The following is a 13,921-nucleotide window of genomic DNA, read 5'->3' as shown; positions in this document are numbered from 1 at the left end:
TGTCAGCCCTGTCGTATCCACTCGGGCTGCCATCACTCCCCGTATCTCCGGACTTCCGGGAAGCGGCCGCAGTGTTGATCGCGCGTGGGGAAGAATGATCCCCGTGAGAACTCGGCGCATAGTGATGGCCATGACGGTCGTCGTGGCCATCGGAGTCCTCGTGCTCTCCTTCGTGATGAAGTGGGAGCAGGCCAACAAGGTCTTGGCCGCAGTGTCAGCTTTGGCCGGCGTGGTGAGCATCTGCGTCGCGGTCTGGCTGGCTCCGGATCGCACCGCCCACCCGGCCAGTCGAGGCACGGGTGAAGGCGCGGCGAGACCGCTCGGCGACATCGACGTCATCGGGCGGGGATCGGCGCTGACCACAGCTCGCCTGGCATGATGAAGCGCGTCGCACCACACTCGGGGACGCGCTGTGGTGGCGCGGCGGCATAGACCAATGGCTCTCCGTCCTGAATGAAGCGGATATTCGCATAGGGATCGTCCGGATCTTCAGGACCACTCTGGACTGCCCGCACCGTGATTGCATAGACCGCCTCGTACGCCATGACGCAATGTTAGGCCGCCATCCTGCCCTCTCATTGACCGCCTGCGATCGTCCGCTCATACCGGTGGGGCGCGACGCACGCTTCTGCCGCAGACCGTGCGGCTTTGCCGACGAGCGGATGGTGATCAATCGGATCCCTTGGTCGTCGCTCGAGAGACGGTGAGTGTCATTGTCGTCGCAATAGTGGACGGTATCTATTCGGTTGCACCGTAGAGATCTCTCAGTTTATCTGAGAGTTGTTGGAATGATTGAGTAGCAGGATGGTTGGCGCCATAAATGGCCAATGAACGGTCTGCGGCTTGGGTGATTGCCTCTTGGAAGTCGATGGCCCACCCAAGATCACATTGAACGATGGCGCGATTACTCAAACAGGTTTCGAGGTCCGGGTAGTCCGATCCAAGTGCACCTTCTGCGATGGTGATAGCTCGTTCGAACAGAGGTAGGGCATCTGTGATTTGCCCCAGATCGCAATAGGCAATGGCTAGGCTGCCCAATCGGATAGCGAGCGTTGGGTGCTCGGGACCATGGGCTGCCTCGACAATGGCGACTGCCCGACGCGCCATCAGCAGGGCATTTCTGGGAAGCCCCAGAGTGCAGTAAGTGACGGCTAGGTTACCCAAGTTCACTGCGAGGGTGGGGTGGACGGATCCAAACGCAGACTCGGTGATTGCCAGGGCCCGCTCGAACAGCGGAAGTGCTTTGTCGGCTCGCCCTAGATCGCAGTAGGTGGCACCTAGATTGCCCAACCGGATGGCGACTTCGGGGGAGTTGGGCTCGAAGGCCGCCTCGATCATGACGAGTGCCCGGTGCTCCAGTGGCAGGGCGTCGACGGGCGCGCCCAAGGCTCGATAGGTGGCAGCAAGGTTGCCTAGGCGGATGGCAAGGAGTCGCGGCTCAGGTTCAAGCGCGCCTTCGGTGATGGCCAGCGCCCGCCGATCCAGGGGCAAGGCATCACTGGGTCGTCCCAGGGCGCGGTGGGTGGCGGCGAGGTCGCCCAACAGGATGGCGAGATTGGGATCGTCGGGTGGGAGATCAGATTCGGCGATGGCGAATGCCCGCTCGAACAACGGCAGGGCATCGGCCGGCCTCCCCAGGTCGCAATAGGCGACAGCGATGTCACCCAAACGAATGGCCAGGTCAGGGGAGGTGGACGCGGAGATGCTCTCGGCGATGGCCGCAGCGGTTGAGAGCATTGTGTGAGCGCGCTGGTATTCCCCCTGGCTAATGAGGAACCGCGCCGCTTCTTTGAGGACAAGTCCCAGTTGTCCGGTCTCGTGGTTGGGAATGTGGTGGGCGCTGAGGGCATCGATATGCGGCAGAAGGGAGCGCCATGTTGCCCAGCCGTCCAGGTTGGATTGTGGGTTGGCGGGCATAGCTCGGTTGAGCCAACTGAGTGCCGTGTCGCGGTAGATGGTGTTGTTTGTGGGCAGCGGGGTGGTTTGGCTGAGAACGGCGGCCTGAGTGAGACGGTGCATGGTCACGGCCTGGCCAGTGAGGGTGATCATGCTGTGGGAGGCCAGTGCTCCCAGTGCGTCATCTACCTGTGCAGTAAGGTCCTCGCTCTGGCCGCCAACCAGATGACGAGGGATCTCTTCGGGGGCGTAGTGCGCCAGGACCCGGGCGATCGTTACAGCGTAGGGGGCCTGGGCAAGGAGGCTGCGCAAAGTGAGATCCCACAGTCGGATGATGGTGGACTGAGCCTTGTCCCCATGTGCGGCTGCGGCGTAGCAGTGCTCAGGGTAGAGCCGCAGCCGTCGTAGGTAGTCGTCCAGGCCGATGCGCGTCTGGAGGATGTAGGCAGCCGCCTGGTCCAGCGCCAGCGGCAAGAACCCGAGTTCCTCGGCGATCGCCCGGGCAGAGTCGTGACTAGCGGGATCGGTGTGGCCGGTGATGTCGGCGATGAGATCCGCGGCGGCGCTCGGGTCCAGCAACTCCAGGTGCAGAGTGTTGGTAACGCCGGGCCAGCGCACATCGCGGCGGCTGGTGATCACCACACGTCCGTTCGCCACCGATCCCAGCAGACCAGCGATATGGGCTGGGTCAGTGACGTTGTCGAGCACCAGGAGCCACCCCGGGTGGGCGCGCAGCCATGCAGCCGCCCATCCGGCGGCTTCCTCTGTTGTCGCCATCCTGGCGCCATCAGGTGCCAGAAACCGGGCCAGTTTGGCCAATCCAGTCTGGACGTGCTGGAGGCTCTCGGCGGTGGTCCACCAGACCAGCGAGTACTGCTGCTGGTAGCGGTGAACGTACTGCAATGCCAACTCCGACTTGCCCGCGCCGCTCATGCCATGGACCACCTGAGCCACTATCGCGTGGCCAGGAGCCTCCAACGCCTCGGTCAGTTGCGCCAAGGCATCCTCGCGCCCCACAAACACCCGAGTCGCCGGTCGGGGAAGAGTTATGACCCTGGCCCGAGGTCGCACGTTTTCGGGCAGTGGGAACGGTACCGGCGTGACAGTGGTGTACTGCGCGCCATCACCGGTGATGATAACGCCGTGATTGGTGCCGACCGCAGGTGACCGATCTCCCCAAGCCCTTATCTCGTCAGTCGGGTCAGCATTGATAGCTTCGTCGGACTCGTCCGCCATCGCAGGCCTCACTGGAGAAATAGGCGTCGTCACCGGTCATGATGATTCCAGTATTGGTACCGACTGCTGGTGATCGCTCCCCGAATGTCGCCACCTGTGGTCGGGAATTCCGGGATTTTGCAAGGGCTTCCACTGCCTGCGCGACCAGTTCTCCATCCTCGGCCAGTGCCTTGTGAATCGCTCCACGCAATGCCGCCGCGTTTCTAGGATTGTGGTAGTCGGCGATCACGTCGACCCATTCCTCCGGAATGGGTCTGCCGGTCTTGTCCCCGCCGAATATCTTTCGCGCCAGTCGACGCCCTACCCCCAGTGCCGCGGTCGCGGTCTCCTGCTGTGCCTGGGCCAGCACTGCGCCACCGTACGCGCTCGCCGCTGCCACCACATAGGGTGTGATCTGCTCCGCCATATCCAGCAAGTCTCTACTCATCCCACCTATTCCCTTCCTGTCCGATCAAGGATCGTAAGTGCTGCTCATGTGGCTAAATATCCCCTGCAAGGTGATACTTGCTATCTGTAAGTGATGCATTCTCAGAACAAATCACCAGAACCGGGAGGGTGTGCATTAGCTGGTCCCTGGACTGCGTCAGCCACGTGACCTGCGAGTATTCGTGAAAGAGTCCCGCTGGATCCGGCCACCGCCGTCCGCGACAGGGTCGCTGAACTCACCATGCGGTCGTGATACCAGCCCTGTCGGTGACCCGGTGACCCGGTGACCCGGTGACTGACCTGGTGACCCCTGGCCCCCCGTCTCGCTGGGCGGTTCGACCGAATCGAAGGGCGCCCGTCAGAACGAATATCAGACCGCCTGCCGCTCACGATCGCCGGTTTATGCAGCGAACCGAGCCCTGCAAGGCACTATTCCCTCGTGTCACGTCGCCGAGCTGCCAGAGGCCGATCAGGTCCCAAATTTCGCACGGGACCGAGGGTGGGCCTGGAACTTGCAGCCCCAAGCGCACTCTTCTGCCGCGATCCGGGCGGAGGCGCGGGGTCCCTGGCCGCCTCGAGGGCGGCGCGCGACGTTCGACCAAGCGATTGCTTAGTTTTGGTGGCTGTGCGAGCCTCGGTGGCGCGGGAGGTGGCATGGACGGCATCGGCGGTCATATCGACCTGACGGACCTGGAGCGCTTCGCCGACGGGTTTCCGTACGCGGTGTTCGACCTGCTGCGCCGTGAGGTGCCGGTGTGGTTCCACGAGCCGACGGCGCACACCCCGGACGGCGAAGGCTTCTGGGTCCTCAGCCGTTACGACGACGTCGTCGCGGCCGCGAGCGACGCGGGGACGTTCTCGTCCGAGACGGGCGGGGCGCGGGACGGCGGCGGCACGCTCATCGAGGATCTGCCGCGCGGGTTCGCGGCCGGGGTGCTGCTCAACATGATGGACGACCCGCGCCACGCCGCCTTCCGCCGCCTGCTGCGGCCGAGCGTCGCCCCGCGCACCCTCAGGCTCATCGAGGACGACCTCGCACGGCGGGCCGCCCGCATCGTGGACGCCGCGTTGGCGAAGGGGGAGTGCGACCTCCTGGTCGACATCGCCGCCGAACTGCCGCTCCAGGCGGTCGCGCAGCTCCTGGGCGTCCCGCAGGAGGACCGGCACCGGCTGCTGGAGTGGGCGAACGTCACCCTCGACTACGACGACCGCGAACTCGGCCAGGCGACCGAACGTACGCGGCAGGCGGCGGCCGAGATGTTCGCGTACGGCTCCGGCCTGCTCGCGGACAAGCGCGAGACCCCCGCCGACGACCTTCTGTCGCTGGCCGCCCACGGCCGCATCGACGGGGAGCCGCTCGCCGACCTCGAACAGACGATGCTGTTCAACCTGATGATCGCCGCCGGTAGCGAGACCACCCGCAACTCCCTCGCGCTCGGCGTGCTGGCGCTCGTCGGCGACCCGGCCGCCTGGCAGGCGATCAATGAGCCGTCCCTGCTGGACACCACGGTCGAGGAGATGCTGCGCTGGGCGTCGCCGACCCCGTACAACCGGCGTACGGCCACGCGCGACGTCGAGATCGGAGGCCGTACGATCCGTGCGGGCGACAAGGTCACGCTGTGGTGGGCGTCGGCCAACCGGGACGAGCGCGTCTTCACCGATCCCTACAGGTTCGACATCACGCGGCATCCCAACCCGCACCTGGCGTTCGGCCGCGGCGGGCACTTCTGCCTCGGCGCCACGCTGGCGCGGATGGAGATGCGCGTCGTCCTGCGCGCCCTCGCCGACCGGGTCGCCGCGATCGAGCTCACCGGGCCGGTGGAGTTCGTCCGCAGCAACAAGCACACCGGACTGCGCCATATGCCCGTCCGCCTGGAGCCCCGATGAGCCACAACGGTTCCGCCGGGCGCCTGCCCTCCCATCTCACGTGGCGCGGGCGGTGACGAGGCGGCCGACCAGCCACGCAGCGGCTTCCTGCCCGTTGGGAGTGGGTGTGGACGCCTGGATCGGCCACGAGACACGGGATCATCGGCCACGAGACACGGGATCCCCGGCCGCCCCGAGGAGGGGAGCGGCCGGGGACCGGTTTCGTACGGCGGCTCGCCGCGGTTACGGCTTGGTGTAGCCGACCGTGTAGGAGCCGGAGCCGCTGTACGCGTGGACGCGGTAGCGGTAGGTGCCGGCTGTGCCGTTGTAGCTGACCTTCTCGTCCGGTCCGGGGCTCGTCGAGCTCGCCACGGTGGACCAGGTGCCGGAGGCGTTCTGCTTCTGGAGGTAGAGGTCGAAGTCGACGCCATCCGGTCCGTCCACGCAACCGGCGTGGGTGCCGGAGGCCGAGGACGTGTAGCTGGGCTGGTACTGGTTGGCGCCACTGGAGATGGAGGTGGTCGCCTTGGTGCTGTAGCTGTCGCAGTAACCGGGGCCGGGACCGGGGTCGCCGCCCTCGGTGATGAGCTGGCGTCCCTGGCCGGCGAGGATCTGCAGCGGCTCGGTCACGGGCTGGAAGTAGGTGGAGTCGCCGCTGCCCTGGCCGTCGCTGCACGTACCGGAGCCGCCGGACGTGATGCCCTGCGCCTGGCCGCCGGTCTCGGTGATGAGCGCGCCGCCCGAGTCACCGGGGTCGGCGCAGACGTTGGTGCGGATCAGCCCGTGCACCGCGCCTTCCTCATAGTTGACGGTGGCGTTGAGCTGCTGGATGGTGCCGCACCACAAGCGGGTGTTGGTCGTGCCGCCGGACCGGCAGACGCGGGTGCCGACGGGAGCGGCGGTCGCGCCGCGCACGGTCTCGTACGTGCCGTTCCACTTGTTGACCTTGGGCGTGGGCGTCCACTGGCTGTTGGTGTTGACCCAGGCGTAGTCGTCGCCGGGGAACGACGAGCCGCCGAACGAGCCCTGCGCGACCTGGTTGGAGCCCCGGGTGGCCTCGCCCGTTGGGCCGCAGTGCCCGGCGGTGAGGAAGCCGTTGGTCACCGAGAACGCGACCGAGCAGCCGTACTGCGTCGTGAAGTAGCGCTCGCCGCCGATGATGTCGTAGAGCGGACGCGGCTTGGCGTTCGACTTGACGATCCGTACGGCCTGCGCGTCCACCCCGCTGGCCCGCACGAACCTCTTCGCGGCCGCGACGGAACGGGTCTCGACGACGACCTTGTTGGTCTTGGCGTCCAGGTACCAGGAACTGACGGACCTGGCCGCGGAACGGGCCTTGCGGTTCAGCGTCGATTGGGTGGAGGCGAGACCGGCCTCGCTGCGGGCGACGGTCTTCGGCGTCGCACCGGCCTTGCGGATCATGGCGGCGGAGTCGGCGTCGGTGGACGCGACGGTGACGGTCCGGCCGTCGGCCGAGACCCATGCCCCGGCGAACTTCTTGCCGAGGGCCATGCGAAGGTTCTTCTGGATGCGGGTCGCCCGATCGTACGACGGTGACGGTGCGACGGGGGCGGCCACCAGCGCGCTTTGCGTGGCGGGGGAGCTGGTACTCGCTACCGCCGGGACCGCCAGAGCCGTGACCAGTCCGGCCGAGGCAGCGATCCCAAGCAGGAGGCGTGTGCGAGCCATATGACTCTCCTGAGGGGGTTAAGGGAGGAGGGGGTGCCCTCCGGCGGGAATGTATGCGGACGACCGGAATGCGGCAATGAATCGTCGGTGAACGGTTTTTCACAGTTGATTTCCGTTTGCCTCGAACGGCCGCGAACGCTCTCACCCGTACCGGCGAAGGAGAGGTGACCATCCACCCTGCGGAAGGCAGACCATGACCACACGGAGCCGGACTTGGCCACGGTGACCACCCGGACCGACGCCGACATCATCCGGACGTCCCAGGACGATCCGGAGTGTTTCGCCGCCGTCTTCGACCGCTACTACGACGCGATCCACGGCTATGCGGCGCGCCGGCTGGGCACGAGCCTGGCCGACGACGTCGCCGCCGAGACGTTCCTCATCGCGTTCGACACCCGCGCCCGCTACGACCTCGCGCGGCCCGACGCCCGCCCCTGGCTGTACGGCATCGCGTCCAACCTCATCGCCCGCCACCACCGCGCCGAGGTCCGCCTCTACCGCGCCCTCGCCCGCACCGGCGTGGACGAGGTCACCGAGGGCCACGCGGACCGGGTCGCCGTACGGCTGGACGCCGAATCCGCCCGCACCCTCTTGGCCGCCGTGCTGGCCGAGATCGCCGACCGCGACCGTGACGTCCTCCTCCTGGTCGCCTGGGCCGAGCTCTCCCTCCAGGCGGCGGGCGAGGCCCTCGGCATCCCCGCAGGCACCGCCCGATCCCGCCTGCATCGTGCCCGCAAACAACTCCGCGCCGCCCTGGGCGAGACCGACCCCACGTCTCCCGGAGAGGAGCTCGACCGATGAACGACCTGCAGATCCTGCACGACTCCTGGGACACACCCCCGCCGCCCAACCCCGAAGCCCGCGCAGCCGCCCGCGCCACCCTGCTCCAACATGCCGCGGCTGCCTCAAAGCCAGGAGCCCTAGTCGACAGCCCCGCAGACCACGCCCGCCGGTTCCGCCGCGACCGGCCGGTCCCTGCTCGGGCGGTGGGGCGGAAACGTTTCCATCATGGCCCTCTGGCGGCCGGGCGGCGGTCTCGGCTGGCCGTCCGGTTCGTCGCGGTGGGCGCGCTCGCGGCTGCGATCGCCGCAGGTGTGAGCGTCGTGCAGACCGCGGACGACGGGCGGCCGGTGGTGCCGGGTGTGCCGCCCGGTGGTGTCGCGAACGCGGCGGCGGAGGCGCTCGAACGGGCCGCGGTCGCCGCCGAAACCCGGCCCTTCACCGCACCGGCGCGCGACCAGTGGATCTACACCGAGTTCAGGAACATCGACCCCGCTCGTGGCTGGAAGGACCATGACGGAAACCCGGTGCGGGAGCTCATCGCCGAGCGGCAGTGGCACTCCGCGGATGGCCGGAACGCGGCCTTCATGTGGAAGGGCAAGCTGATCCGCACGGCCGAGCGGCCCGCAGACCTCGACCGGATCGGGAAGAACAGGCGGCCGGACACCGACTGGCCTCCGGCCGACTACGCGGGACGGGCCGCGCTGCCCACCGATCCGGCCGCGCTCCTCAAGCTCATGCTCCGGCACCCGTCGTACACCGACCGCACCAAGCTCCCCATGGGGACGCGGGTCGACTCCGTAGCGCCGCCTGGCTCGGCGCCGCTGGAGGCCTCCTACGAGGACGTGTTCCGGGCGTTCGGCTCGATCCTGCGCTCCGCGCCGCTGCCGCCCAAACTGGAGGCGGCGATCTTCCGGGCGATGAAGATGATCCCGGATGTGCGGCTCAGCCGGAAGACCGTTGCAGGCAGGGATGCTCTCGTCGTCGGGCTGCGCAGGGCCGGTTACGTGCCGAATCCCGGCTGGGTGCTCGACCAGCTGCTGCTTGATCCACGCACCTACCGGTACCTCGGCGAGCTCTCCAACCCCGTGGACGGGCCGAAGCCTGACTGCGACAAGGTGATCTGCAATCCGGACGGGACCGGGGTCAACGTGCTGCTGACCCGGGTGGCGGTCGTCGACAAGATGGGCGAGCGACCGCGCTGATCAGAAGTCCTCGAGCAGGCGGGCGGCGGCGATTTCCAGCTTGGCCTGGATCTCGTCGGCGCTCGCGTGGCCGCGGAGCATCTCGATCATCTCCATGGTCCAGACGCTGGCCAGGGCGCGGACGAGGACGCGGCGCTCGTCGTCGGCGGGGAGGTCGTGCTCGGGGCCGACGGCGGCGCGCAGGAGGAGGCGGGACATGCGGTCGCCGAAGTCGGTCTTGACGTCCGACAGCAGCAGTGAACGGATGAGGGCCTCGGCCAGCTCGGGCTCGCGCATGAGGCCGCGGGTGGCGCGCATCAGTACCTCGACCGCGCGTTGCGGCGGGTTGCTGGTGCGCGGGGGGCGCCGGTCGATGCTGCCTTCGAGGAGGTCGAGCTCCTCGCTGACGACCGCGACGACCAGGTCCATCTTGGACGGGAAGTAGCGGTATAGAGTGCCCAGCGCGACCCCGGCCCGTTCGGCCACGGTGCGCATCTGCATGGCCTCCACGCCGCCGCGCGAGGCGAGGGCGGCCGCCGCCTGCACGATGCGCTTGCGCCGCTGGTGCTGGCTGCGCGAGCGTACGCCTTGCTGGGCGGCCTGGTCGGCCGCCTCGTCCTGGCTGGTCGCAGCCGGCTCTGCGGTCACGGTCTCGCCTCCCGTTGTTCTCCTGCCCCTAGCGTACAGCCCTGGCAAGAACGTGTTATCTGAATCGCTGCGCGCAGACCGTTGTTCGGGCGATCAGTTAACCCTGACATGCGTGGCGAATCGCCTCCTGATCACACCTCTGGACACAGACTAGAATCTGTTCTAGTTTTTGCGCCATGACGGTGGCAGCCATGCTGAGGGCGCGGGCCGGCGACGACCGGCCAGGCCTGCGCGGCGCCGACGACGGCCGCAGGTGGACCTGGCGCGAGGTCGTGCGCGAGTGCGCGGTACGCGCGGCCTGGATGGACGCCCGCCGCACACCGGACCGCCCCCTGCATGTCGGCGTGCTGCTCGACAACGTCCCCGAGATGGTGTTCCTGCTCGGCGGGGCGGCCCTGTCGGGTTCGGTGCTGGTCGCACTCAACCACTCACGCAGCGCCACCGAGCTTGCCGGCGACGCCCTTCGAGTCGACTGTGACCTGATCGTCACCCAGCCCCGGCACGCCGAGCTGGCGGCTGACATCGGCGGGCCTGTTCTCGGGATCGAGAGCGCGGAGTACGCGGAGTCGCTCGCGCCGTACGAGCTTGCGAACGACGAAGGGGCCGTCCTTCCGGCGGACGACGAGATCACCGAGCAGACGTTGCTGATGCTGATCTTCACGTCCGGTACCTCCGGGCAGCCGCGGGCCGTCCGCGTCACCCATCGCAAGGTGGTGGTGCCGGGCGAGAACCTCGCTGGGCGGATGCTGGACGCCGAGTCGGTCGTTTACTGCCCGATGCCGCTGTTCCACTCCGGCGCCATCATGGCGGCGTACGCTCCGGCGCTCTCCGCAGGCGCCGAGCTGGTCCTGCGCGGGCGTTTCTCCGCCTCAGGGATGCTCCCCGACGTGCGCCGATATGGCTGCACCTACCTCCATTACGTCGGCAAGGCCCTCTCGTACGTGCTCGCGACGCCTGCCAAGGACGACGACAACGACAATCCGCTGAAGTTCGCCTTCGGGAACGAGGCGGCGCCCCTGGAGCAGAAGGCTTTCGGTGAACGTTTCGGCTGCTTCGTCATCGACGGCTACGGCTCGACCGAGACCGCGATCTCGCTCTCACCCGATCCGTTCGGCCCGCCCGGCGCACTCGGCAAGCTGACCGAGGGGATCAAGGTGCTCGACCCCGACACCGGCCGGGAGTGCCCGCCGGGACGGTTCGACGAGGCCGGGCGGCTGCTGAACGGCGACGAGGCCATCGGCGAGCTCGTCAACACCGCCGGCCTCGGGCTCTTCGACGGGTACTACAACGAAGAGGCCCCCGACCGGTTGCGGGAGGGCATGTTCTGGAGCGGTGACCACGCCTACGCCGACGAGAACGGTTACGTGTTCTTCGCCGGCCGCACCGCCGACCGCCTGCGCGTGGACGGCGAGAACTTCGGCGCCGCCCAGGTCGAGCGAGTGCTGGCCGAGCTTCCCGGCGTACGGCAGCTCGCGGTGTACGGGGTGCCCGACGCGGCTGCGGGCGACCAGGTGATGCTGGCCCTGGCGACCGACGACTTCGATCCGGAGGCGTTCGCCGCGTACCTGCGCGCCCGCGCGGATCTCAGCCCCAAGTGGCCGCCCCGGTACGTGCGGGTCACGCGGGAACTGCCCGCGACCGCCTCCAACAAGATCCTCAAGCGCCGGCTCGTCCAGGACGGCTGGCGCACCGATGACCCGGTCTGGTGGCGGCCCGGACGGGACCTCACCTATCGCCGGATGACCCCCGAAGACGTGGCCCGGCTCCGGACCGAGTTCGAACAGCGCGGCCGCCGGCACGTGCTCGACCGGGGGGCGACCCCCGGACCCCCGCAGAGTCGATCGGGCGATCCTCGCTCGTAGAGCTCGCTGCGGTCACCCGATCTCCTCGAAAGGGGCAAATGAGTGGACTTCAATCTCGATGAGACCCAGCAAGAGCTGCGGGGCCTCGCCGCAGACCTGCTCACGCGTGAGGCAACGCAGGAGCGCCTGGAGGCCTTCGAGAAAAGCGGCGCCCCGTACGAGGTGGGGATCTGGAAGGCGCTCGCCCAGGCCGGGCTGCTCGGCATCTGCCTGCCCGAAGAGCAGGGCGGCGCCGGGCTCGGGCAGATCGAGCTGACCGTGATCCTGCGCGAGGTCGGCGCGCGCGTGGCGCCCGTTCCCACGTACGCCTCGCTCGCGCTGGCCGCGGTGCCCATCGTGCGGCACGGGACCGCCGAGCAGAAGTCGCTTCTCGCCCCGCTGAACGAGGGCGAGACCCTCCTCACCGGCGCGTACCGCGAGATCGGCCCGGCCGGGTTGGTCGCGACGACCGCCCGGCGCGACGGCGACGGCTTCGTCCTGACCGGGGTCAAGACCTTCGTGCCGTACGCGGCGGAGGCCTCCCGCATCCTCATCCCCGCGCAGGTCGAGGGTGAGGGAGCCGGCGTCTTCCTGGTCGAGCCGGGAGACGTGTCGATCAAGCCCCAGCCGTCGGCGACGACCGAGCCGCTGGCACGGGTCGAGCTGGACGGCGTGCGGGTCGGCGCGGACGCGCTGCTCGGCGGCGTCGCGGACGGCGCGGCCTGGGAGACGCTGCGGCGGTCGGCGGTCGCCGGGGCGGTCGCGCTGTCGTCCGGCGTGATCGAGGGCGCGCTCAACCTGACCACGGAGTACGTGAAGACGCGCGAGCAGTTCGACCGGCCACTGGCGCAGTTCCAGGCCGTGACCATGCAGATCGGCGACGTCTACATCGCCAAGCGCGCGCTGGACGTGGCGGTCTGGGCAGGCGCCTGGCGCCTGGCCGAAGGTGCGCGCATGGAGAACGACATCGACGAGGTGCTCGCGATCGCCTCGTTCAACGCCGCGGGCCCGGTCGTCAAGGCGCTCTACACCTGCCAGCACCTGCACGGCGGGATCGGGCTGGACGTGACCTATCCGCTGCACCGGTACTTCGCCTGGGCCAAGCATTACGGGCATCTGCTCGGCGGTGCCGAAGACCAACTCGACACGCTTGGCGTTCTTGTCGCCGCTCGGGAGGCCTGAGTGTTCATCGATCTGACCGACGAGCAGAAGAAGCTGCGCGCCGAGCTGCGCGACTACTTCCGGAGCTGCCTGACCGCCGGACAGCGCGACCAGATCGCGAACGATCCGTTCGGCGAGCACTACATGGAGCACTGCAAACGCCTTGGCCGCGACGGCATGCTCGGCGTCGCGCTGCCCACGGAGTACGGCGGGCGCGGCTTCGGCCCGATGGAGCAGCAGATCTTCGCCAACGAGATCGCCCGCGCCGAGGTGCCGTACCCGATCATCACGCTCAACTCGGTGGCGCCGACGATCCTGCAGTACGGCACGGACGAGCAGAAGTCGTTCTTCCTCCCCAAGATCCTCGCGGGCGAGTGCCACTTCGCGATCGGCTACAGCGAGCCCGGCGCGGGCACCGACCTGGCGTCGCTGCGGACCACGGCGGTCAAGGACGGCGACCACTACATCGTCAACGGTCAGAAGATCTTCACGTCGGGCGCCCACTACAGCAACTACATCTGGCTCGCAGCGCGCACCGACCCGGATGCCAAGAAGCACAAGGGCATCTCGATGCTCATCGTGGACTGCAAGGATCCGGGCTTCTCCTGGACGCCGATCGTGACCATGGACGGGCGGCACCACACCAACTCCACGTACTACCAGGACATACGAGTGCCGGTGGACATGCTCATCGGCGAGGAGAACAAGGGCTGGGACCTCATCGTCAACCAGCTCAACCACGAGCGCGTGACGCTGGGCCCGGCGGGCAACATCGGCCACACCTACGACCGCTTCGAGCGCTGGGCGCGCACGGCGACCGGCCGGGACGGCGAGCCGCTCATCAACGAGCCCGCCGTCCGCCGCGCGGTGGCCCAGGTGTACGCCTACCTGCGCGTGAACGAGTTCCTCAACTGGCAGGTCGCGGCGAACATGGACCTCGGCTGGCTGGGCGCCGCGGACGCGTCCGCCACCAAGATCTACGGTTCGGAGCGCATGCAGGAGGTCGGCCGGATCGTGGGGGACACGCTCGCGCGGTACGGCGACCCCGGCGACCCGGTCACGGCCGCGTTCATCGACCGGCTGGACCACGGCGTGAAGGGCGCGATCGTGCTCACGTTCGGCGGCGGCGTCAACGAGATCCAGCGTGAGCTGATCGCAATGATCGGCCTCGGCCTGCCCCGGGCGCCGCGGTGA

The 13,921-nt window shown here is 68.2% G+C and carries 11 protein-coding genes; 7 read left to right on the top strand and 4 right to left on the bottom strand.

Annotation, left to right across the window (positions count from 1 at the left end; genetic code table 11):
* Positions 1-130: 130 nt before the first annotated feature.
* Positions 131-379 carry a hypothetical protein gene (locus tag ACH34W_RS40355; protein ID WP_395966470.1) on the top strand — a complete coding sequence of 83 codons (249 nt, stop codon included), beginning with the start codon at positions 131-133 and terminating at the stop codon, positions 377-379.
* A 359-nt stretch (positions 380-738) separates the two neighbouring features.
* Here the strand turns inward: ACH34W_RS40355 and fxsT are convergent, their stop codons facing one another.
* Positions 739-3,132, bottom strand: a complete 2,394-nt coding sequence (fxsT, locus tag ACH34W_RS40350) for an FxSxx-COOH system tetratricopeptide repeat protein (RefSeq protein ID WP_395966469.1) — start codon at positions 3,130-3,132, stop codon at positions 739-741.
* On the bottom strand, positions 3,098-3,559 hold the full coding sequence (locus ACH34W_RS40345; protein WP_395966468.1) for a hypothetical protein: 462 nt from the start codon (positions 3,557-3,559) through the stop codon (positions 3,098-3,100). Before ACH34W_RS40345 ends, fxsT begins: the two co-directional genes overlap by 35 nt.
* Positions 3,560-4,212: 653 nt before the next feature.
* Between ACH34W_RS40345 and ACH34W_RS40340 the strand changes: the two genes are divergently transcribed.
* On the top strand, positions 4,213-5,445 hold the full coding sequence (locus tag ACH34W_RS40340; protein ID WP_395966467.1) for a cytochrome P450: 1,233 nt from the start codon (positions 4,213-4,215) through the stop codon (positions 5,443-5,445).
* Positions 5,446-5,667: 222 nt separating this feature from the next.
* Here ACH34W_RS40340 and ACH34W_RS40335 read toward each other — a convergent pair whose 3' ends face one another.
* A complete protein-coding gene (locus ACH34W_RS40335; RefSeq protein WP_395966466.1) occupies positions 5,668-7,113 on the bottom strand; it encodes an alpha-lytic protease prodomain-containing protein in 1,446 nt (481 codons plus the stop codon).
* Between the two features lie 222 nt (positions 7,114-7,335).
* Between ACH34W_RS40335 and ACH34W_RS40330 the strand changes: the two genes are divergently transcribed.
* Positions 7,336-7,914, top strand: a complete 579-nt coding sequence (locus ACH34W_RS40330) for an RNA polymerase sigma factor (protein ID WP_395966520.1) — start codon at positions 7,336-7,338, stop codon at positions 7,912-7,914.
* A complete protein-coding gene (locus ACH34W_RS40325; protein WP_395966465.1) occupies positions 7,911-9,098 on the top strand; it encodes a CU044_5270 family protein in 1,188 nt (395 codons plus the stop codon). Before ACH34W_RS40330 ends, ACH34W_RS40325 begins: the two co-directional genes overlap by 4 nt.
* Here ACH34W_RS40325 and ACH34W_RS40320 read toward each other — a convergent pair whose 3' ends face one another.
* A complete protein-coding gene (locus ACH34W_RS40320; RefSeq protein ID WP_395966464.1) occupies positions 9,099-9,725 on the bottom strand; it encodes a TetR family transcriptional regulator in 627 nt (208 codons plus the stop codon).
* Between the two features lie 176 nt (positions 9,726-9,901).
* Between ACH34W_RS40320 and ACH34W_RS40315 the strand changes: the two genes are divergently transcribed.
* From ACH34W_RS40315 to ACH34W_RS40305, 3 genes are read left to right on the top strand one after another with little or no spacing between them, the layout of a single operon-like run.
* The gene (locus ACH34W_RS40315; protein WP_395966463.1) at positions 9,902-11,587 is read left to right on the top strand and encodes an AMP-binding protein; all 1,686 of its coding nucleotides are present in this window, start codon (positions 9,902-9,904) and stop codon (positions 11,585-11,587) included.
* Between the two features lie 42 nt (positions 11,588-11,629).
* The gene (locus ACH34W_RS40310) at positions 11,630-12,748 is read left to right on the top strand and encodes an acyl-CoA dehydrogenase family protein (RefSeq protein ID WP_395966462.1); all 1,119 of its coding nucleotides are present in this window, start codon (positions 11,630-11,632) and stop codon (positions 12,746-12,748) included.
* The gene (locus ACH34W_RS40305; protein WP_395966461.1) at positions 12,749-13,921 is read left to right on the top strand and encodes an acyl-CoA dehydrogenase family protein; all 1,173 of its coding nucleotides are present in this window, start codon (positions 12,749-12,751) and stop codon (positions 13,919-13,921) included.

It is taken from the genome of Actinomadura sp. 6N118 (assembly GCF_044326415.1).
In the GTDB taxonomy this organism is placed as follows: Bacteria; Actinomycetota; Actinomycetes; order Streptosporangiales; family Streptosporangiaceae; genus Spirillospora.
This window is presented reverse-complemented; position numbering and strand designations above follow the sequence as displayed.

What these genes read in the sequence shown, in the direction of transcription:
- ACH34W_RS40355 (WP_395966470.1), top strand. Translation starts at nt 131, where the DNA reads ATGACGGTCGTCGTGGCCATCGGAGTCCTCGTGCTCTCCTTCGTGATG.
- fxsT (WP_395966469.1), bottom strand. Translation starts at nt 3,132, where the DNA reads ATGGCGGACGAGTCCGACGAAGCTATCAATGCTGACCCGACTGACGAG.
- ACH34W_RS40345 (WP_395966468.1), bottom strand. Translation starts at nt 3,559, where the DNA reads ATGAGTAGAGACTTGCTGGATATGGCGGAGCAGATCACACCCTATGTG.
- ACH34W_RS40340 (WP_395966467.1), top strand. Translation starts at nt 4,213, where the DNA reads ATGGACGGCATCGGCGGTCATATCGACCTGACGGACCTGGAGCGCTTC.
- ACH34W_RS40335 (WP_395966466.1), bottom strand. Translation starts at nt 7,113, where the DNA reads ATGGCTCGCACACGCCTCCTGCTTGGGATCGCTGCCTCGGCCGGACTG.
- ACH34W_RS40325 (WP_395966465.1), top strand. Translation starts at nt 7,911, where the DNA reads ATGAACGACCTGCAGATCCTGCACGACTCCTGGGACACACCCCCGCCG.
- ACH34W_RS40315 (WP_395966463.1), top strand. Translation starts at nt 9,902, where the DNA reads ATGACGGTGGCAGCCATGCTGAGGGCGCGGGCCGGCGACGACCGGCCA.